18 protein-coding genes and 1 pseudogene are annotated in these 21,988 nt (G+C 37.4%); 12 read left to right on the plus strand and 7 right to left on the minus strand.

What is annotated here, in order from left to right; genetic code table 11:
- Positions 1-646: 646 nt before the first annotated feature.
- The 6 genes from tgt to ssb form a co-directional block, all read right to left on the minus strand.
- The gene (tgt, locus tag ACFIMQ_RS03680; protein ID WP_375703451.1) at positions 647-1,768 is read right to left on the minus strand and encodes a tRNA guanosine(34) transglycosylase Tgt; all 1,122 of its coding nucleotides are present in this window, start codon (positions 1,766-1,768) and stop codon (positions 647-649) included.
- A 2,384-nt stretch (positions 1,769-4,152) separates the two neighbouring features.
- A complete protein-coding gene (locus tag ACFIMQ_RS03685) occupies positions 4,153-4,665 on the minus strand; it encodes a peptidylprolyl isomerase (protein WP_375611520.1) in 513 nt (170 codons plus the stop codon).
- 18 nt (positions 4,666-4,683) lie between these two features.
- Positions 4,684-5,277 carry a peptidylprolyl isomerase gene (locus tag ACFIMQ_RS03690; RefSeq protein ID WP_375703421.1) on the minus strand — a complete coding sequence of 198 codons (594 nt, stop codon included), beginning with the start codon at positions 5,275-5,277 and terminating at the stop codon, positions 4,684-4,686.
- Positions 5,267-5,785 (minus strand): pantetheine-phosphate adenylyltransferase, encoded by a 519-nt coding sequence (gene coaD / locus ACFIMQ_RS03695; RefSeq protein WP_375616219.1) that lies wholly within the window; start codon positions 5,783-5,785, stop codon positions 5,267-5,269. Before coaD ends, ACFIMQ_RS03690 begins: the two co-directional genes overlap by 11 nt.
- 24 nt (positions 5,786-5,809) lie before the next feature.
- Positions 5,810-8,593 (minus strand): DNA gyrase subunit A, encoded by a 2,784-nt coding sequence (gene gyrA / locus ACFIMQ_RS03700; protein WP_375616218.1) that lies wholly within the window; start codon positions 8,591-8,593, stop codon positions 5,810-5,812.
- A 241-nt stretch (positions 8,594-8,834) separates the two neighbouring features.
- Positions 8,835-9,341 carry a single-stranded DNA-binding protein gene (ssb, locus tag ACFIMQ_RS03705; RefSeq protein ID WP_375616217.1) on the minus strand — a complete coding sequence of 169 codons (507 nt, stop codon included), beginning with the start codon at positions 9,339-9,341 and terminating at the stop codon, positions 8,835-8,837.
- A gap of 331 nt (positions 9,342-9,672) precedes the next feature.
- Between ssb and uvrA the strand changes: the two genes are divergently transcribed.
- The 5 genes and pseudogenes from uvrA to ACFIMQ_RS03730 form a co-directional block, all read left to right on the plus strand.
- Positions 9,673-12,588 carry an excinuclease ABC subunit UvrA gene (gene uvrA, locus ACFIMQ_RS03710; protein WP_375703422.1) on the plus strand — a complete coding sequence of 972 codons (2,916 nt, stop codon included), beginning with the start codon at positions 9,673-9,675 and terminating at the stop codon, positions 12,586-12,588.
- Positions 12,589-13,639: 1,051 nt separating this feature from the next.
- Entirely contained in the window at positions 13,640-13,978 is a 339-nt protein-coding gene (locus ACFIMQ_RS03715) for a P-II family nitrogen regulator (RefSeq protein ID WP_375616214.1), read from the plus strand.
- 59 nt (positions 13,979-14,037) lie between these two features.
- Positions 14,038-15,447, plus strand: coding sequence for a type I glutamate--ammonia ligase (gene glnA, locus ACFIMQ_RS03720; RefSeq protein ID WP_375703423.1), 1,410 nt, complete (start codon positions 14,038-14,040; stop codon positions 15,445-15,447).
- A gap of 156 nt (positions 15,448-15,603) precedes the next feature.
- A complete protein-coding gene (locus ACFIMQ_RS03725) occupies positions 15,604-16,149 on the plus strand; it encodes a hypothetical protein (protein WP_375703424.1) in 546 nt (181 codons plus the stop codon).
- Positions 16,150-16,306: 157 nt separating this feature from the next.
- Positions 16,307-16,507, plus strand: a pseudogene (locus ACFIMQ_RS03730) (Arm DNA-binding domain-containing protein); the annotation flags it as partial.
- Between the two features lie 10 nt (positions 16,508-16,517).
- Here the strand turns inward: ACFIMQ_RS03730 and ACFIMQ_RS03735 are convergent.
- A complete protein-coding gene (locus ACFIMQ_RS03735; RefSeq protein WP_375703425.1) occupies positions 16,518-17,300 on the minus strand; it encodes an ATP12 family chaperone protein in 783 nt (260 codons plus the stop codon).
- A 911-nt stretch (positions 17,301-18,211) separates the two neighbouring features.
- Between ACFIMQ_RS03735 and ACFIMQ_RS03740 the strand changes: the two genes are divergently transcribed.
- Genes ACFIMQ_RS03740 through ACFIMQ_RS03770 form a run of 7 tightly spaced genes read left to right on the plus strand, consistent with a single transcriptional unit; the run spans position 18,212 to position 21,916 of the window.
- Positions 18,212-18,466: a prephenate dehydratase domain-containing protein gene (locus ACFIMQ_RS03740; protein ID WP_375703452.1), complete on the plus strand. Its 255-nt coding sequence runs from the start codon at positions 18,212-18,214 to the stop codon at positions 18,464-18,466.
- 43 nt (positions 18,467-18,509) lie between these two features.
- Positions 18,510-18,734: a hypothetical protein gene (locus ACFIMQ_RS03745; RefSeq protein WP_375703426.1), complete on the plus strand. Its 225-nt coding sequence runs from the start codon at positions 18,510-18,512 to the stop codon at positions 18,732-18,734.
- Positions 18,719-19,066 carry a hypothetical protein gene (locus ACFIMQ_RS03750; RefSeq protein ID WP_375703427.1) on the plus strand — a complete coding sequence of 116 codons (348 nt, stop codon included), beginning with the start codon at positions 18,719-18,721 and terminating at the stop codon, positions 19,064-19,066. The genes ACFIMQ_RS03745 and ACFIMQ_RS03750 overlap by 16 nt, the downstream gene beginning before the upstream one ends.
- Positions 19,067-19,088: 22 nt before the next feature.
- A complete protein-coding gene (locus ACFIMQ_RS03755) occupies positions 19,089-19,466 on the plus strand; it encodes a hypothetical protein (RefSeq protein ID WP_375616209.1) in 378 nt (125 codons plus the stop codon).
- A gap of 53 nt (positions 19,467-19,519) precedes the next feature.
- Entirely contained in the window at positions 19,520-19,708 is a 189-nt protein-coding gene (locus ACFIMQ_RS03760) for a hypothetical protein (RefSeq protein ID WP_375703428.1), read from the plus strand.
- A gap of 4 nt (positions 19,709-19,712) precedes the next feature.
- On the plus strand, positions 19,713-20,660 hold the full coding sequence (locus ACFIMQ_RS03765) for a DMT family transporter (RefSeq protein WP_375703429.1): 948 nt from the start codon (positions 19,713-19,715) through the stop codon (positions 20,658-20,660).
- On the plus strand, positions 20,657-21,916 hold the full coding sequence (locus tag ACFIMQ_RS03770) for an acetyl-CoA carboxylase biotin carboxylase subunit family protein (RefSeq protein ID WP_375703430.1): 1,260 nt from the start codon (positions 20,657-20,659) through the stop codon (positions 21,914-21,916). The genes ACFIMQ_RS03765 and ACFIMQ_RS03770 overlap by 4 nt, the downstream gene beginning before the upstream one ends.
- Positions 21,917-21,988 lie beyond the last annotated feature (72 nt).

Genomic DNA, 21,988 nt, shown 5'->3' on the forward strand with positions numbered 1-21,988 from the left:
TTATGATTATTTTCGAATAAACTCTATAAACATAACAAAAAGTAATATGATAAGTTTTTGTAAATATATTTATCGATATTTTATAAATGATAATTATAGTAATTAAATTTTTTATTTTTATAACTTAATAATTTAAAATATTTTAATATAAAATTACATAAGAATATTTTAAATAATACTTATATTAATCTATAGAAATGAAAAAACTAAAATTTAAAAGTATATTTTTAAAAGATTGTAGTCTGATTTCATTTTTATCTTAATTTTCTAAGCGTTTATCTGTTCAACTGTCTATAAACCATTCTTTACCTTTAGCAATAAAAAACACAATATAGCGTATAAAAAATACAATTTTCATATTTCTTTAAGAGTTCGCTAACGCCTCATTAACATTGTTGCTTTAAACAGTCATCAGAAACAGAAATAAACTGTTTTTCTCCGGATCAGGTAGCGCGTACCGGAGTAACAGTTTCTGTTTTATATGCTAATTATAAAGAGAATCAATGTCATATAAAATTGCACTTTTATATCCTAAAATAGTGCAATTTTGTAATTTTGGAAGGCATTTCTAATTTGATATTTTGAGCAAAAGTTTCAGATACAAAAGTAAAGTAAATTCAATAAAAAATGAGGTGCTATATTAGGATTAATAGCGTCCTTGTGTCCATAAAGCACGCGTTTCAGCGCAAAAATCAGCATAACAACCTTCCTCAATGGCATCACGAATTCCCTGCATAAGTTGTTGATAGTAAAAAAGATTATTCCAAGTCAACAACATCCCCCCAAGAGATTCACCAGATTTGATCAAATGATGCAAATAAGCACAACTATAATCACGTGCTGCTGGACAAAGTGACTGTGGATCAAGAGGATGGGGATCTTCTGCATAACGCGCATTACGCAAATTAATTCTACCAAAGCGTGTAAAAGCTAAACCATGACGTCCTGCACGCGTCGGCATAACACAATCAAACATATCAATACCACGAGCAACACTTTGTAAAATATCATCAGGTGTCCCTACTCCCATAAGATAGCGCGGTTTATCCTCTGGCAAAATCGGACAAGTAGTATCCAACACTGCTGTCATAACACTCTGCGGCTCACCAACAGCAAGCCCTCCAATAGCATAACCTTTTAAATCCATTTCTTTTAATGCTTGAGCAGAACGTTCACGCAGTTTCATATTATCCCCCCCTTGAACAATCCCAAACAATGCTTTATCTGTCTGATCCCCAAAAGCTGTTTTACAACGCTGCGCCCACCGCAATGAAAGTTCCATAGCTTCTTCCATCTCCTTTTCAGTGGCAGGTAATGCAATACATTGATCCAACTGCATCTGGATATCCGCATCAAGAAGCCCTTGAATTTCGATAGAACGCTCTGGACTCATTTCATAGTAGGCGCCATTAATGTAAGAGCGAAAAATCACACCTTGTTCAGTAATTTTACGGATTCCCTCCAGCGACATCACCTGAAAGCCTCCAGAATCAGTTAAAATAGGTCCGCTCCAACGTGAAAATTCGTGTAATCCTCCCAAACGTGCAACACGTTCAGCTCCTGGACGTAACATTAAATGATAAGTATTTCCCAAAATGATATCTGCTCCAAGATCACGTATTTGATCCATATACATAGCTTTAACGGTTCCTGCCGTCCCAACTGGCATAAATGCGGGTGTACGAACGCATCCTCGCCCCGTTATAATTTCGCCTCGACGCGCACATCCATCTTGAGCAATTTTTCTATAATGAAATGTCTTTATCATCATTCTCGTCTTCTTGATTCCATCAATGCATATCTCTACAGAAAGAGAAAAAATATCTCCCTTACGAGCATTGTCATAAGCTTTATGAATTAATTCTTGATTCGCTTAATATTGTAACCAGCATAAAAAATTAAACGAGATAAAAGAGCATTTGTTATGAAGAAATCACCATAATAAAGAAATAATCCAGCTCCAGAAAAATAGCAAAATCCTTAAATATCATGCCTCAAAATACCTACGCTTAACACACTAAAGCCTTAATAGAACTGCAAAATTATTATCTCAATAATCTCATCTTTACGTACTTTCATAAGTAATAATTTCGTACGAATAGAAGAAAATTCTGAAAATATTATACAACTTCCAATATTCTTCACTTTTATAGATAAAAAATTTTCATCTATCGGACACCGAGAGCCTTACGCTTAATAAAAGTGCAAATGCATATTATCATTTATCCGTTCACAGCATTGAGATAGCCCTTGAGATAATTCATAAAAGGGAGTTTTTTTCCAATAGTTTTTCCCCACGCCAATCTCATTTGTAACGAGCAAAAGAGATGATTTTGATTAATTTAACCGCATGAATAATCTGTAGGAGCCCCCTACCGTGAAAAAAGAATGGCTTACAAACCGACACTCGTAGAAAATTCACCCTTTAGGATGGAGAAGAAGTCAATATAAGAGAAATTGAAATAAAAAAATCTTACAATATTCAGAGCGCTCTTTCAATGGACAAAATAATAATTTATCCATTATAAATCAATGTACTAATCTAGAAAGAAACCTATCTCTAAAGTTATTTAGATATAACTTCATAAAACACAAGCCTAGAGATTACATCTTTGCTCCATTGCAATTGCAAATAAAAAAATCATGATTTTTATTTTCATTATCTTGCGCAATATATTCGTATAATATGGCGTTAAAAGGCTCTCTAGATTGTACAAGACAACCAACATCACAAATGTAATACTCTATTTTAAAACCTTACCTTATATCATCCACATTGATAGATTCATCAAAATTTTTTAAAAAGCACAAGCATGAAAAAATAATTCATTCAATCTAACAGGAAAAATCCTTAATTAAACTGTAAGATCATTACCCACATGGGATAAAAATAAAATGAACCACCTATTATGAAACGCAAAAACAATTGTAAAAAACGACGAACCCTATAAATAGTAGGCACAATAAAATGCGCTATTCATACTCAAATTACAGCGAACAAACCGTATTAAGATACAAAAGCCAAACTTTGATAGAATATCCTATTAACGACAATATTTAGAAACAGCATCAATACATTGATTTATAATAATAATTTATTTCTATATGTTGAATGAAGGGCTAGCTTCTCTTATTGTAAATCTGTATATGTTAAAATAACTAAAATCATTTTCTTGCACATCACAAGAGAGATTAACGTGTAAATAAAAACACTTTTAAAAAGCACTTTTATTTTTTTAAGATTCTCACATACTGTAGCTTATCATCGGGTTTTGCATCAATTTATTTTTTTTAAATGATTTTTAAGGGGCTCTCAAAGGGTCTTCAAAGGCGGTTTTCTGGGATTTCACAGACTTTTTAAAAATCTTAAAAGAATTTTCAAAGATCTTTCAAAGCCTTTTCTCATTTTTGCTCCAAAATTCCAAATTTCGTTATTTTTAGCTCTTTTTGGCAATTTCAGGTGTTAAAATCCATTTTGACAAAATACACATTTAATGCTAAATTCTATACATAAAATAGTAAATTATCACGTATTCCTAACTAATCCCACCTCTTCCCACTTACTGTCAAACTACACATACCAAAGGCTTTGTTATAACATTGGAGGCTGAAAAAAGCATATGATGGTACTGGCTTGCTCCTTCACAAGCATAAAGATGAGGGAGTTTAAATGAATGTTGGCATACACTGAGAGATGTTTCTTTAAAAAAGCGCGTAAATGCGCAACTCTATTTGGAGCGCTCTATTCCACGTAATGAGTGTTCCTCTTATTAAAAAAAACAAGAAGGACCAAAGCATAAGGCAATGCGTCATCTTTATTATTTAACAGACATTGCTTTAGATACTTTTGAAAAAGTAAAGCTGAATTTAAAAGGAGAGAGTAAGATGAGCCTTTTATTTTCATCTTTACGTCTTCCACCTAATTAGGCTGTCTCTTCGTTCGAGAAAATACCCAAACAAATCAACAACCTTTCCCCAATACAGCAAACAAAATTCTCTAAATCCATAAATTAAAAGAAACTTGATAGAGAGAATAAAGGCATAGCAGCTGAATTCTGTTAGGAATTTAAGCTGCAATCACTGATTGCCACCCTATATCAGATAGGAGAATTTTCTCTTAGCAACTTACAATTGAAATCAGTATAGTTTATACTATTCTACATCCGCAGCAATAATGGCTTTGGTAATTGAATCTGGATCTGCAACAGGTTCACCACGTTTAATTTTATCAACATTTTCCATACCTTCAACAACCTGCCCCCATATGGAATATTGACGATCAAGCCACGGAGCATCTGCAAAACAAATAAAAAACTGAGAGTTAGCAGAATTTGGATTCTGACTACGCGCCATAGAAACTGTCCCCCGCTTATGAGAAAGATTTGAAAACTCTGCTGTTAAATTTGGTTTTTCTGCCCCCCCCATACCAGCACGTGATAAATTGAATTTTTCACTATCCTTCTTTCCAAATTGCACATCTCCAGTCTGCGCCATAAAGCCATCAATAACGCGATGGAAAATAACATTATCATAAGCACCTTCACGGACAAGTTCTTTAATACGTGCAACATGACAAGGTGCTAAATCAGCAAAAAGCTCAATAACAACTCTGCCCTTTGTTGTTTCAAGAATTAAAGTATTCTCTGGATTTTTATTCTCAGCCATATGGAAAGCTCCCTTGATTCATTTCTCAACTTGTAAAGTAGCAGCATTAATAACATCAGGATTTTCTACAGATCCATTATTACTTGTGGTACCTTTTTTAATTTTATCAACAACATCCATCCCCTTTATTACTTCCCCAATAACCGTATACTGACCGTTTAAAAAAGCAGCATCATCAAAACAAATGAAGAACTGAGAATTCGCAGAATCTGGATCTTGTGAACGTGCCATCCCAACAGTACCACGCTTAAATGGCTGCTTTGAAAACTCAGCCGGTATATTGGGATAATTTGATCCCCCCATACCAACGCGTTTTAGATCAAAATCTCTACTGCCTTTTTTTCCAAACTTTACATCACCAGTTTGTGCCATAAAGCCAGGAATTACACGATGAAAAACAACATTATTATAGGCCCCTTCCTCTGTTAGTTTTTTGATTTGCGCAACATGTTTTGGTGCCAAATCAGGACGCAGGCGAATAACAACCTCACCGTTGTTGAGAGATAAAACAAGAAGGCTTGAATCACTCGCTGGACTAGAATTACCAGCGACAGCGGACAATGAAAAAAAACAAAATACACATATCAAAACAGCAAAAATTCTACGAAACACACTTATTCTCCTCTAAAGACTGGAATTTCGAGCGCAAAGCTTGTGCAATATTGGGCGGCACAAATGGTGTCACATCACCTCCCATAGAGGCAATTTGACGGACCAATGTAGACGTTATCGCACGCCCAGAAACACTTGCCGGCAAAAAAACAGTTTGCAATTCAGGAGCCAGAATGCCATTCATCCCTGCCATTTGCATTTCATAATCAAGATCAGTACCATCACGCAATCCGCGAACGAGAAATGAAGCACCAACTTCACGTGCCTTATCAATGAGAAGGTTATTAAATGAAAGAACCTGCAATCGATTAGAATCTGCACCAAACAAGTCTTTCCCTACCTGCATAATGAAATCAACACGCTCTTCAAAGCTAAAGAGTGTTTTTTTGTCAGCCTGTATACCTATAGCGACGACCACCTTATCAGCTAACACAAAACACCCTTTTAAAACATCAAGATGACCGTTTGTAAGAGGATCAAATGAACCTGCGTAAAGAGCAATTTTCATGATTTCACTCCATCCTCTTCAAAATTATTTTTCTTCGCTCATATCAATCGTATCAGAATGCTTCACACTTTCATCATCTAATGAACTCGTATCATCTTCAGGTTCAGAAATACGTTCAACCGATACGACTCTTTCACCTTCGGCTGTATTAAAAATCGTAACGCCCTTAGTTGAACGCCCAGCAGTACGTATTCCTTCAACAGGGACACGAATAAGCTGCCCCCCATCTGACACCAACATAATTTGGTCTTGCGCCTTCACCGGAAAAGCCGCTACTAATTTACCAATTTCAGCTGTTTTAGATGGATCTGTTGCACGAATCCCTTTTCCACCACGTCCCGAAATCCGGAACTCATAGGAAGAAGAACGTTTACCATAACCAAATTCACTCACTGTTAAAAGCATTTGTTCACGTGCATGAAGTTCTGCATAACGTTCATCTGTTAACTCTGTTTCAACACCCCCATCTTCATCATCCAGAATGACAAGATCTTCAACATCAGCATCTGCACCAGCAGCACGCCGTTCATTCATGACACGTTTAATATAAGCAGAACGTTCAATGGACGTTGCCTCGACATGCTCTAAAATTGTCATCGAAATGACTTTATCGCCTTTAGCCAAATTGATACCACGAACCCCCACAGAATTACGCCCCGCAAAGACACGCACATCAACAACTGGAAAACGGATACATTGTCCATTCGCTGTTGTTAGAACGACATCGTGATGTTCTGTACAAGTTTCAACAGAAAGAATTTCATCTTCCTCATCAAGTTTCATTGCAATTTTACCATTACGGTTAACCTGAACAAAATCTGACAACTTATTACGACGTACAGTTCCACGTGTTGTCGCAAACATGACATCCAATGCGCTCCAGCTTGCTTCATCTTCAGGCAAAGGCATAATTGTTGTAATGCGTTCACCTTGTTGTAAGGGAAGCATATTGATCAAAGCCCGCCCACGTGATTGCGGTGTACCTAGCGGTAAACGCCAAACTTTCTCCTTATAAACAATCCCACGTGATGAAAAGAAAAGAACCGGTGTATGCGTATTGGCGACAAACAACCGTGTTACAAAATCCTCATCCTTCGTGGACATACCAGAACGCCCTTTACCACCACGGCGTTGCGCACGATAGGTATTAAGAGGTACGCGCTTAATATAGCCACTATGGCTCACCGTTACGACCATATCCTCTGGCGCGATCAGATCTTCACTCTCCATCTCAGCGCTACCAAAACCAAATACGGTACGTCGCGGTGTTGCAAATTCCTCACGCAGAGCACTCAACTCGTCCTTAACAATACCCATAATGCGTACGCGCGATGCTAAGATATCAAGATAATCAGCAATATCCACACCAATTTTATTCAATTCATCAGCGATTTCATCACGTCCAAGGGCTGTCAACCGTTGCAAACGCAATTCTAAAATAGCACGTGCCTGTTCTTCAGAGAGATTATAAGTACCATCCTCGTGGATAATATGGCGAAGATCATCAATAAGTTTAATCAAAGGTGCAACATCCATCGCTGGCCAGCGTCGTTCCATTAATTGTGTACGTGCTGTCTGTGGATCAGGAGCTTTGCGAATAAGCGCTATAATTTCATCAATATTGGCAACAGCAAGGGCAAGACCAACCAAAACATGGGCCCGCTCACGTGCTTTACGCAAAAGATATTTTGTTCGCCGACTAACAACTTCTTCCCGAAAAGAAACAAATGCACGAAGCATATCAAGCAACGTCATCTGTTCGGGTTTTCCCCCATTCAAAGCAACCATATTACAACCAAAGGAAGTTTGCAGTGGCGTATAACGATATAATTGGTTTAAAACAACTTCCGCAACAACATCTTTTTTCAACTCAATAACAACGCGATATCCATCACGATCCGATTCGTCACGCAAATCAGAGATTCCCTCAATGCGTTTATCGCGCACCAATTCGGCCATTTTCTCAATCATTGTGGCCTTATTAACTTGATAAGGGATCTCACTCACAATAATTGCTTGTCGACCACTGCGAATTTCTTCGATCTCAACTTTAGCACGCATAATGATTGAGCCACGCCCTGTTTCATAAGCTGAACGAACACCAGAGTGGCCAAGGATAATACCCCCTGTAGGAAAATCCGGACCAGGAATAATTTCAATTATTTTATCGAGTGTGATATCAGGATTATCAATCAAAGCGATACAACCATCAACGACTTCACCAAGATTATGGGGAGGAATATTGGTTGCCATTCCCACAGCAATCCCCCCTGACCCATTGACCAAAAGATTAGGGAAACGTGCTGGCAAGACAACCGGTTCACGTTCACGCCCATCGTAATTATCCTGAAAATCAACAGTATCTTTATCAATATCAGCTAAAAGTTCTTCTGAAACTTTTTCTAAACGACACTCAGTATAGCGCATAGCTGCAGGTGGATCACCATCAACGGAACCAAAATTCCCCTGACCATCAATCAATGGATTTCTCAAAGAGAAGTCCTGCGCCATACGCACCAAAGCATCATAAATTGAAGCATCACCATGAGGATGGAATTTTCCCATAACCTCACCAACGACACCAGCAGATTTACGATACGGCTTATTGAAAGAAAGCCCCATCTCGTTCATAGCATGAAGGATACGTCTATGAACAGGCTTAAGACCATCACGAACATCGGGAAGTGCACGCGAAACAATCACGCTCATCGCATAATCGAGATAGGAGCGTTGCATTTCATCAATAATACTGATTGGTTCAATACCGGTCAGCACATCACGTTCTGGGTGTGGAGTAAGATCGGTCACAATTTCAAAACTTTCAAAAAAGAATCATTTCACTTTATTTATATCGGTTTATATCGAAAAATACACAAAAATGCTAATTTCTCTCCCATAACAAAAAAGAAATTTAACAATATTTTTCAAGATGTTATTAATTTCTATTAAAAATTACCAATAACAATGAATAGTTTTCACTTTGCTAAACTTCAAAAATCTAAAACAAACAAACCATAAAGCAATCATAATACTGCAACTTTAAAGCCTCTTAAAAAGGGACATCATCATCTAATTTGTGTGAAAAACTTTCTCCTAATTGGTTATTATTTTGACCAAAAGTATTTCTTTGATTTGAACTACTATTAGCAAAGTCACCACTGTAACTCCCCCCTTGACTTGCTCCCTGCTCTCCACCCGCTGCTCCCCGCCCATCAAGCATTTGTAATTCACCACGGTATTTTTGCAAAACAACCTCTGTTGTATAACGGTCATTTCCATTTTGATCTTGCCATTTCCGTGTCTGCAACTGCCCCTCAATATAAATTTTGCTCCCCTTTTTTAAATATTGCTCTACAACTTTGACAAGGTTTTCATTAAAAATAACAATACTATGCCATTCAGTACGTTCTTTTCGCTCATTTGTATTCCGATCACGCCAACTTTCTGAAGTAGCAATACGTAGATTTGCCACTTGATCACCAGAATTCAAACGGCGGATTTCAGGATCTGCCCCGAGATTACCAATCAAAATAACTTTATTAAGGCTACCAGCCATCGCATAAACTCCAAAATTTTAAATCGTACAATATTTGTTGTATAACAGTTACAACCATCTTGACCTTCAATTTATATGTCTACAATTGACCTCCAATATGGATATTGCTATCCTTTCCCAATATTGTATCCATTAATTATAACAAAAGATGATAAAAACGCATAGTTTATTCCACCACCAGAGAATAAAAAGCTGCTCATTTGTATTTTTCTTTTCACAAAACTTATTCCTTCTTTCTGCATTAAAGCAGTTAAACACATTGTAATTCTAAAAAAACAGTTTTATTCCATTTTAGATGCTCAATTTTTGTCACATATGCCAAGGATAAAATATGACACATCAAAAATATATCTCTATTCGCGGTGCACGTGAGCATAACCTTAAAAATATTGATCTCGATCTGCCTCGTGACAAACTCATTGTTATAACAGGACTTTCTGGATCAGGTAAATCATCTTTAGCTTTTGATACAATTTACGCTGAAGGACAACGTCGCTATGTCGAAAGCCTTTCGGCCTATGCACGCCAATTTCTGGAAGTCATGCAAAAACCCGATGTCGACCGCATAGACGGACTTTCCCCAGCCATCTCCATTGAACAAAAAACAACGAGCCGCAATCCCCGTTCAACAGTAGGCACCGTTACTGAAATCCACGACTACATGCGCCTTCTCTTTGCCCGTATTGGTATTCCTCATTCTCCTGCAACAGGACTTCCTATTGAAAGCCAAACGGTAAGCCAAATGGTGGATCAAATTATGTCCTTACCAGAAGGAACGCGAATTTTTATTATGGCACCCTTGGTACGAGGACGAAAGGGAGAATATAAAAAAGAGCTAACAGAACTCTTAAAAAGAGGATTTCAACGCGCTAAAGTTGATGGCAAGTTTTATGAAATCCCTGACATTCCACCTCTTGATAAAAAGTATAAACATGACATCGACGTTGTGGTAGACCGCATTGTTGTACAAAAGGATATCACCTCTCGTTTAGCTGATAGTATAGAAACCTGTTTACAGCTAGCCAATGGACTTGCCATTGCTGAAATGACAGATCACCCCTTGACACCAAAAGAAACGACAAAGGAATCTGCTCATAAATCAAAAAATGATACACACAAACGGCTCATTTTTTCAGAAAAGTTTTCTTGCCCTATATCTGGTTTCTCTATCCCTGAAATTGAACCACGCCTTTTTTCGTTCAATAATCCTTTTGGTGCCTGTCCTCTCTGCGATGGACTGGGCATCAAAAAGACAATGGATCCACTGAAAATTGTGCCCAATAAAAATCTTACCCTAAAGAATGGAGCCATTGCTCCTTGGGCTAAATTAGATTCACTTTACTATAGCCAAACCTTAGAAGCATTAGGAAAAGCTTACGGTTTCAAACTCACAAATCAATGGTGTGAACTCTCCGATGAAGCACAACAAGCTATTCTCTACGGTACAAAAAAAAATGAAATTTCTTTTATCTATAAAAATGATTCTGGTTTGCATAAAACAACTCAATCTTTTGAAGGAATCATCCCTAATATGGAGAGACGCTGGAAAGAAACAGATTCTGCTTGGTCCCGTGAAGAAATCGAACGTTATATGTCTTCTTCGCCCTGCCCAGCTTGTCACGGCTATCGTTTAAAACCAGAGGCACTCGCTGTAAAAATCCACGGGATGCATATTGGGCAAATATCAGATTTTTCCATCTCACAAGCAGATGATTGGTTTGCCAATATTCATCAATATCTCACAGAAAAACAACGTAATATCGCTGTACGTATTTTAAAAGAAATTCGTGAACGCTTAACTTTTTTAAATCATGTAGGATTGGAATATCTTACCTTGTCTCGCAATTCAGGAACGCTTTCAGGGGGAGAAAGCCAACGTATTCGATTAGCATCCCAGATTGGTTCTGGTCTTACAGGCGTCCTTTACATTTTAGATGAACCATCCATCGGTTTACACCAACGCGATAATGAACGCCTTTTGGAAATGCTGCGCCATTTGCGCAATCTTGGCAATACAGTTATTGTCGTTGAACATGATGAAGATGCTATTCTCACGGCAGACTATGTTGTCGATATGGGTCCGGCCGCAGGCGTTCATGGTGGAGAAATCGTAGCACAAGGAACACCGCAGGAAATTATAGAAAATTCAGCCTCTCTCACAGGCCAATACCTTTCAGGAAAAATGGCTGTTAGAATGCCAACAGAACGGCGTAAAATATCAAAATCGAAAACACTTAAAGTCATTGGCGCCAAAGGCAATAACCTCAAAAATATCAATGCGAACATCCCTCTTGGAACCTTCACATGCATAACTGGTGTTTCTGGAGGAGGAAAATCAACATTTCTTATTGAAACGCTTTTCAAAGCAGCATCACATCACATCATGGGCTCTCATCACACTCCTGCCAGCTATGATAAAATTGAGGGCTTAGAATTTCTTGATAAAGTCATTGATATCAACCAATCCCCCATTGGACGCACCCCACGCTCTAATCCCGCAACCTATACAGGCGCTTTTACGCCGATTCGTGAATGGTTTGCCGAACTTCCAGAATCAAAAGCCCGTGGTTATAAAGCAGGACGTTTTTCATTTAATGTTAAAGGAGGACGCTGCGAAGCATGTCAAGGTGATGGAGTCATTAAAATTGAAATGCACTTTTTACCTGATGTCTATGTTACTTGCGATGTCTGTAAAGGAAAACGCTATAATCGAGAAACACTAGAAATAAAATTCAAAGGACGATCTATCGCAGATATTTTGGATATGACAATTGAAAAAGCAGAGGAATTTTTCCAAGCTGTTCCAGCCATTCATAATAAAATGAAAACTCTCATTAAAGTAGGATTGGGTTACATAAAAGTAGGACAGCAAGCAACCACACTTTCTGGTGGAGAAGCACAACGTGTAAAACTTGCGAAAGAGCTTTCACGTAAAACAACGGGACGTACACTCTATATTTTGGATGAACCTACAACAGGTTTACATTTTCATGATATTTCCAAACTTCTTGAAGTGCTTCACGAACTGGTCGAACAAGGCAACACAGTCATCGTCATTGAACATAATCTTGATGTTATAAAAACAGCCGACTGGATTATTGATTTAGGACCAGAAGGTGGAGATCGCGGTGGAGAAATCGTTGCAATTGGACGCCCTGAAGACATTATTAAAATTCCCGCTTCCTATACAGGAAAATTTCTAAAAGATGTTTTACTGCGCCCATCCCTCTATAATTCCAATTCTTAAAAATGCTTCCCCTTATAAAATACAGCATACGAACAAAGCCTGTACTTTTATTGTTACCTGTAAACCAACACCTAATTCCAGTAGTGCAACATGTTTGAAGCAAAGACTAAAAACAATTTAGCGCTTTATCAGCTGTTTTATTTTAGTTTTTGTATTGTCAAATAGGGGCAAACATATTGCATAGCTCTATTGCGTGTAATCTCTGAAACGAGAAGACAACCTAATTTTGAAAGGATATGAAGTTTTAAGGGTATAAACCAGTTTCCATCTTTATCCTCCCCTTTTAATTCATCTTTACGATTTTCAAAAACATCCACAGCAATATTTTAAAAAGAATGAAGATTGCGCATTGCTTCACGCTTTTGTTTATTGCATTCTTTAATGAGATCTCGCTCCTCACGAAAGACAAAACGCCCCAAACAGAATATATTTGCGTTGCCAATTCACACGCTTGTTTAAAAAAATATTTTTCAACACTCCCACATCCAGTTCACGACAGTCACCTGAGAATGGTAAATTAATTATTATACACCACTATCTTTGCGCTTTTAAGCAAGTGCAAACTAACACCCTCATTTCCAATATTTGCGCTCCCCCCTAATCCCTAATATTGTAACAACCTTTGGTTATCGAGAGTTTTCATAAAAGGCATTTATATTTCTTTTTTCAAATGTTTTTATCCACAGGCTCGTATCTCTTGATATACAAGGATATAGCTTTGATGAGACGATCTAAAATGAGAAAATCTTACGCTATAATAATTCTTCATACCATAGAAAAAATATCTAATTATCCTTATAAGTCAATGTATTATCCAAAAAAGGAAGCACACTCTCTTAATGAGATTATTTTGATTCGTTTATAAGGATTGTAAGTTTTTTTCCAAAAAACAGTATTTCGCTGTATTCTACAAAAGAAACTCTCCTAAAAGAGCATAGAGTGTCATTGTTTTCGACTTTTTGTGCACAAAGTATCTGTTGGACATCTTACAGTTGTCAATATAATGTGATGCAGTCTAAAAAGACAAAATAACGTTGGAGATAATTTCAGCATGAAAAAAATTGAAGCCATTATAAAACCTTTCAAACTTGATGAAGTGAAAGAAGCGCTTCAAAAAATAGGGCTCCATGGTATTACAGTAACAGAAGCGAAAGGTTTTGGTCGTCAAAGGGAAGATACAGAACTTTATCGTGGGACGAAATATGTTGTTGACTTTCTCCCTAAAGTAAAAATTGAAATTGTCGTGTCCGATGACAAACTGGAACAAACTGTTGATGCAATACGTAAAGCAGCCCAAACCAAACATATAGGGGATGGAAAAATATTTGTCTTTTCCATTGATGATGCCATTCGTATAGGGACTGATGAAACTGGGATCGATGCCCTTTAATAAACAACGAGAAAATTCACTTTTTTATCCACCTCAACGCCATATTAAGGAAATTGAATATGACAACCGCATCAGATATTATCAAACAGATTGCAGATAACGAAATCCGTTTTGTTGATTTACGTTTTACTGATCCACGAGGAAAATTGCATCACATCACAATGGATATCGCAGAAATCAGCGAGGATACTTTTAGTGATGGTGTTATGTTTGATGGCTCTTCAATTGCTGGTTGGAAAACAATTAATGAATCTGACATGGTTTTAATGCCAGATCCAGGAACAGCGCATATTGATCCTTTTTTTGCTCAATCTACTTTGGTCATATTTTGTGACGTACTTGACCCTGTCTCTGGTGAATTTTATCGTAGAGATCCTCGTTCTATCGCCAAAAGAGCCGAAGTTTATATGAAATCTTTAGGCATTGGAGATACAATCAATGTAGGTCCAGAAGCAGAGTTTTTTATCTTTGATGATGTGCGCTATAAAACGGATCCTTACAACACAGGGTTTAAACTCGATTCAAGTGAACTTCCCTCCAATGATGATACGGAATATGAAACAGGCAATCTAGGGCATCGCCCACGAATAAAGGGAGGCTACCTTCCTGTTCCGCCGATTGATTCTTGCCAAGATATGCGTTCTGAAATGCTCACAGCACTCAAAGATATGGGCGTACAGGTTGAAAAACACCATCACGAAGTAGCAGCAGGCCAACATGAATTGGGTATTCGTTTTGATACACTCGTTCGCGAGGCTGACAAGATGCAAATTTTTAAATATGTTGTACATCAAATAGCAAACAGTTATGGGAAAACAGCAACCTTCATGCCAAAACCAGTTTTTGGTGATAACGGTTCTGGAATGCATGTCCACATCTCCATTTGGAAAGATGGCAAACCCATTTTTGCAGGAAACGAATATGCCGGACTATCAGAAACCTGTTTATTTTTTATCGGTGGTGTTATTAAGCACGCAAAAGCAATCAATGCTTTTACCAACCCATCTACAAACTCCTATAAACGTTTGGTTCCTGGTTATGAAGCTCCTGTTCTTCTTGCCTATTCAGCACGTAATCGTTCCGCATCTTGCCGTATTCCAATGAGCTCTTCACCAAATTCAAAACGCGTAGAAGTTCGTTTTCCAGACCCAACAGCAAATCCCTATTTGGCATTTGCAGCCCTTTTAATGGCTGGTCTTGATGGCATTAAAAACAAAATTCACCCTGGACATGCTATGGATAAAGATCTTTATGATCTTCCCTTAAAAGAACTCAAAGACATCCCCACCGTTTCAGGAAGTCTGCGTGAAGCGCTTGAAGCACTCGATAAAGATCGTGGCTTTCTTAAAGCTGGCGACGTTTTTGATGATGATCAGATTAATTCCTTCATTCAAGTAAAGATGCAAGAAGTTTTGCGCTACGAAACAACACCCCATCCTGTTGAATTTGATATGTACTATTCTGTTTAAACATATCAATACGTATTCCTTTGATTTTTAAAATGGAGGTCAAAGCCTCCATTTTTGTGGATATTCTTCTCATGCAAGGGCGCAAGAGGCTTTTTGCTCATCTGCTTTTCCTTTATAATATGTTGAATCTCTTCAAGTGAATTAACAAGGTTTCTAATGCCGCGAATTTGTTTTCTCGTTCCCATTCTTTTATGCATTGTCTTTATTACATCAACAACTCAAGCACATACGATTACAAACCAAAAACTCATAACCCTTGAAAAAGCGACATCTGCTTATAGTAAAGCACTTAAAAATGCCGATGCAAATGCCATCTTAAACGCTATTCCACCCCAAATCATCAACAACTTAACTACCAAAAAAAATCTTAGTAAATCACAATTTCGACAAATCATGAAAAGCCAAATAGAACGGTTGGCAAAAAATTATAAGATTGAAAGTATCCACATTGACGAAAAACAAAAACGCGAAGGGACACTTGATAATGGCATTCCTTATTTTGTTATACCCGTGGAGCTTGTAACCGCAACAAATGCTGGAAAAAAATGCTCTATTCAAACTGAAATTATTGCCCTCCTTCACGATAATCAATGGTATTTTATCCGTGGTAATGACGAAGCAATCTTAAACATAACCAATGAAATATTTCCTGGACTTGAAAAAGTAAAAATCAATCCTCTCAAAATCACAAAAATAATGTAACAGCAAAAACAACACATGGATTTATAAATGAATTAGAAAGCTAAATATCGTAAGATTCTCTCATTTCAAATCTGTGTATGTTGAATCAATCAAAATTCCTTGCACATCAAAAACGGGGATGGCGTATGGGTAAAAACTGTACAAGAAAGAACTAAAAATGCCTCTTATGAACCCTCTCAAATACCAAGGACTGTTCGCAACACCTACAAGCTGGCGTGTATGATGGTACCGGCTTGTTTCTTCACAAGCGTAAAGATGGTGGTGTTCAATGGCTTTATCGTTATACCATTCATGGTTGGCACCGTGAAATGGGCTTGGGTGCTCTTTGAGAGATGTTTCTTTAAAAAGCCCAAGGAAATAAAGAAATCTTATAAACATACTGTAGCAATTGTAACCGCAGCATTAAATTCAACTTTTTTATGAGCACGGCGTTCTATTGTTTCTTTATCTATTCCCCATTGTTCCATCATCCAATCTTCATCTAAGTGGGCAATAGACCATGCATGATCAGCATCAATCTTTCCCGCAGCGACCGCAAGAGCAATGAGAGCAGATCCTGTTAAGGTCGTCATCAGATGAAGTGCAGCAAGCATATAAGGAGATTCAACTCTACGTAAATAATTACTGACTGCTTGAAGCGCTTCTGGTGATTGTTCCACATGCATTAGCCCTTCTGTCAAATAAAACCTTGCACCCAGTTTTTTTTCTGCCCAATCTAATAAAGGATCCCATTGTTCAGATTGTTTTTGCACCAACTCTTTAGGTGTCTGTGCACGATAAAAGATCATATCACATGCAACGAAACGCAATAAATCTTCAAACACAGCCTGCATATCATCAGCGATACCATCAATAACTGTATTAACCAAACGCGTCATCGGCATTTTTGCAGGATCAACAACGTGCTTTTGGTTCTCAAATTCCTGAGCAACATATTCAGCAAACACTTGCGTTGGCACATGAAAATGACGCCTTGCGGGTGTTTTAACAGAATGTCCATCTAATAAGAGAGTAAAGCCTCCTTCCTCACAAGCAATTTTCACTTGTTGATAAAATCGTTTTGGGTGTGATTGGCATGAAAGATTTTGAGTCTGTTGAACAGAAATCTTTTTATTCAATGGCATATCAAAATGATCCAAAATCTCACGCATATTGTTTACCTCTGATCTTTTCAAGAAAGAGACTATTTTTTCTAAGTTTTATATATTTTAATAAGATTTAATCCGCCCTTCACACACCTCAAAGAAGGAAAAAGATCTTGCCAATCCCACTCTAATTTAAGAGTTATATTTCATGTTTCTTTTACAAACAAGCCAATCAAGCCAATGATGATACCTTTTCATATATTCAACACAGTCACAACTGTAGAATATTTTTTAAAAATATTATTTTAATTAAAAGTTAAATATATTGAATGAAATGGTAGAAGCAATCGTGTTTTACCACTCTATTCGTTATCCACTTACAATACGAACAGCTAAAAAAATACTTTTTGCAAAATTGTAAAGTCGAAAAAGGCTTATTATCCCCAAAAGAACAGTGTGCTTTACACATCATCAACCTTTGCTTCACCATTCCAATCATTCGTCATATCCAACAAATATTCCCTGCTCCAAATTTTTTCTCCCTAATAACTCTCCTAAACAATGATATTTTATGGCATGATAGGGCAATGACAAGACAAAATTATATCGTAAATTTTCTTTCACATATGCATATGTTTTTTTAAGCACTAAATTACCTAACACATTGTGCGTGATATACTCTACATATGCACTAGTTTAAATTGAATCACATAATTAAAAGAATAGAAATCTCATACAACCTGAAAATAATGCTTTTACACTTGTCCCTGCAGATTACTAACTGTGCAGCTGTAGCTTAATAGTGGCTTGACAATCACAATAAAAATATTTTGTCCACTGACTCGAGATCCCGCATTATCTTATAGGCAACTCTTGAAGAAGCATTTGATGAAGACGCTTAGAAAAAGGATGATTATCTCCTAAACCATGCTACTTACCCCAACTTGCATACATTCATATTTACCCGTTTAGGTGACATGCAATTATTTAATAGCTTTATCATGCCTACTCACTCTATAGTTTTAGCTAAACGCAATAACGCTGATGAAATTAAAATCGTAGCGACTCACCCTGCCCCGCAATCTCTGGTAGCTCATCAATATGACAAAGTATTTGCCAACAGCAATGCTGATGCAGCCGTTCTTTGTAAGGCTGAAAAAACCGATGCTTGTATCACAACATCGGTTGCGGCAAATCGCTATAGGCTGAGTATTGTCGAAAATTTTGGATAAGTGCCAATGGCCTTTTTGCTCCACTCGCTAAAGTCAGCTCATCATGAAAAAATCTGAAGTGCTTCTTTCCATTGTTAACTTGGTTGACAAATTTCGTGTGCGCCAAGAACGAAATGGGAGCATTAAGGAACCACCTTCAGCAGATAGTAATATGATCAATGAATTGATCACTCTGCTGAACCACCATGCCAATATTCTTGATGGATTATCTTCGGAACTTTTGGTGATCACTTCTATGATCTTCATCTGTGGATGCTCAGCGGTTTAAGTACTCCTCCTCAATTTGATAACACCTTGACTGCTTTCAAAGCGCCATTACCAGATGCTCCCTTGTTTTTCTTGGCTCCAATGCGTGCAACAAATGAACCTGATCCGGAAGGATCTTGGCTAAAATTAGTTCAAGATACCATCATGAAACGGTCTATCTACGCTTCAAAATATACAAAGAATTATGTATCACCATTTCAATATATAAAAATGGGAATAGCAACAAAGGGGTTTTTAGAAGGCAATTGCATTGTTCTATTCCCAGAATCTGTAGCGACTGCTCAAAAAATTGATAAACAAGCATTTGCTTTGTTTTTTCAGCAAATTTTGTGATATTTACAATAAGCAGACAATTATGGAAGCAGAACGTTTGCTTGGTAGAGACAATAAATTCCTATTCAGTCAATTGTATAGTCGTAACTTATCTAAGGAAGAAATTTACGATATGCGCTGTTTGTGGGGGACTATTATCACGACTATGCACATCACACCGGATACCAGACCTCGACCATTAGATAAAAATTTGTATATAAAATTAAATTGGTTTACAGGACTTTTAGAGGAAACTAAAGTTGACTTAATTACAATGCGTATTATGCTAAAAGGTTGTTCAAAGATTTGGAAAGAAAGAATTGAGTTTGTTCTCTTAGAACGCATATTTCGTTATCCAAAAGGTTCTGATCAGCATATAACATTCGATGCTGATACAGGTTTATTGCTTTTTGAAATATAGATGCGTATCAAAGCATTGATTAAAACAGATCAAGGAGGGATCTTCAATTTAATTTGGAGCATCTCAAGCAAGTAAGAGCATTGATGATTGCCGCTATAAAAGCAATTGAAACTTTAGATAATGATGCTTATTTGGCAGAGGCTAGGGATTATATCCAAAATAATCTTGGAAGACCGCAAACCTCAAAATCACGATTTAATTTTTCAACATCATCTTATCACAGTACATTATTGGGGGATTAAATCATTGAGTTTCTTAAAAGAACGGTTATTCCTATTTACCTTTGCTATTCTAGCATTGTTTTCCATAAGTTGGTTATTATCTAAGAATTTGGTTAGCAATATACCCGTCATGCATGCGGTTGGACTTAGGTTGTTTGCCACCGCTGCCACCTTATGGCTGATTGCAGTATTTCGTGAGAAAGCTGTTTTCAGATCCTTACCATTGCTTTCCATGATACCTGCTTTTTTTATTCTCTCAGTGTTAGGATTTTCGCTGTACTTTGTATGCAGTTTTGGTGCATTAAAATCACTCAAAGCCAGTGATTTAATCATGGTACTCGCTACTATTCCAGGAATTACTTATATATTAGGTGCATTGACAAATGTCCTTAAATTCTCATGGCTGAAGCTTAGTGGAGTGATAATTGTCAGTATAGCAGCTGTAGCATTCAATATAAACAGTGGAGAAGGTGGATATTATAACCTGATAGGAGTAGTTCTTGCCTTAACAGCAGCACTTTCTTACTCTGCTTATGGCTTATTATCTAAACGTTATCTTAAAAATTTACCTTTGCTCACCTCTCTGGCTTGGATCACAACAATTTCTGCCGCATCATTTATGCCATTATTTATTTTTGATCCTGCCCCACTCTTATATCTTAAGTTAGAAGATATATTTAAGATATTGATTTTAGGAACTGTCTGCTCGGCACCAGTTTACGTTTTGTACCAAAAAGTTTTAGCTGAGGGAGGTGTATTATACGCCAACACTATTGGCGTATTATCCCCTTTTGCAGTGGTTACATGTGAATGGATAATCGGCTCTAGCCCTTCTCTCAATGCTATTAAAATAATGGCTATGATGATGGCTGTTATAGGAATGACACTCTTATTTATAGATGCATCAAAGGTATCTACATGGCAACAGAAACGTCGTGCCAAAAATTCCAAATTTAATGAGGAAACAAAATGAAAAAACTCGCGTTAGTTTGTCAGCGCAATGCAAAACTCCCGTTTATATTTGAAGCAGCACAAGCAGCTAATATCGAATTAGTAATGATCTATGATACCGCTGAAAGCGCTCCTACTCAACCCGCAGCAGTCAGTGCAACTTGGCAACTTCCTGTTTTTGATAATCCAGAAGCAGCTCTAGACGCTTTTGCAGCAGGCGTAAAAGAACGCAATATCGCTGGGGTTATGACCCTTCGCGAAGAAGCCATTCTATGGACAGCTTTGGCTGCAAAAAAAATCAACACCCCAAGTATTGAACCAGAAGTAGCAGCATTAACCAGAAACAAATATCTCATGCGTCAAGCTTTTGCTAAAGCAGGCTTAAGAACACCGAAATTTCTGTATATAGATAATCCAGAAGACCTATTACAAACACAAACCTTAGACTATCCGCTCGTTATTAAACCCGTCTCTGGATGGGCGAGTACAGGCGTCATGTTAGCTAAAAATCCTGAAGAATTTTCTAAGCTTATCAAAGCTGTATGGAATGTTCAGTATAAAGACATGGCACGTTTTAATGATAAAAATAAACCTGTAGGTTTAATTGTAGAACGATATTTGCCAGGAAAAGAATTTGTCGTAGAATGTTTTGTTGATACAACAGGTGTGCATGTTTTAGCTGTTGGCGACAAAGGACAACCTGAAGGACCATGGTTTGAAGAAACAATTTATCGTCAACGCTGTGATATAGATGATCCTTTAATTATTGCTTTATGTGAGGCTGCATGCTCTGGAGTCAAAGCTCTTGGTATAAATATGGGTGCTGCCCATGTAGAGCTACGCCTAGATGCTAATAATTTACCTTATATCATTGAGATCGGCGCTCGTATAGGTGGGTCAGGTGTCTCCCATTTTATTGTAGAACAAAGTACAGGAATTTCATTTGCAAAACTCTGTATGAAAGCGGCTTTAGCTGAACAAAATTTAGATCTTCCTGATGTCCTCCCAGCTAAAAAAGTGGCTGCAAATTATATTATTCCTCTTCATGGGGATGGACGCTTCTCTGGATTTTTAGGTCTCGATAAGGTCGTACAACATCCACAAACTAGCAGAACTATCATTTTCTTTGAAACGGATCATATTTCACCACCGCCACCAGCATTTGGTGGATATCCTGGTTTTATTTTCTCTGTTCATGCCTCAAACGAAGAAGCACGCAATTACCATAAATGGCTTGATGATACTTTAAGCATCATATGGCAAAATACTGACTTATAAAAAAAATTTATTTTTTTGCATGTTGAATGAACATTCACAATATCGGAGAACTCTCTCATTCCAACCCTGTTT

This window comes from Bartonella sp. AD13SXNS (assembly GCF_042196465.1).
In the GTDB taxonomy this organism is placed as follows: Bacteria; Pseudomonadota; Alphaproteobacteria; order Rhizobiales; family Rhizobiaceae; genus Bartonella.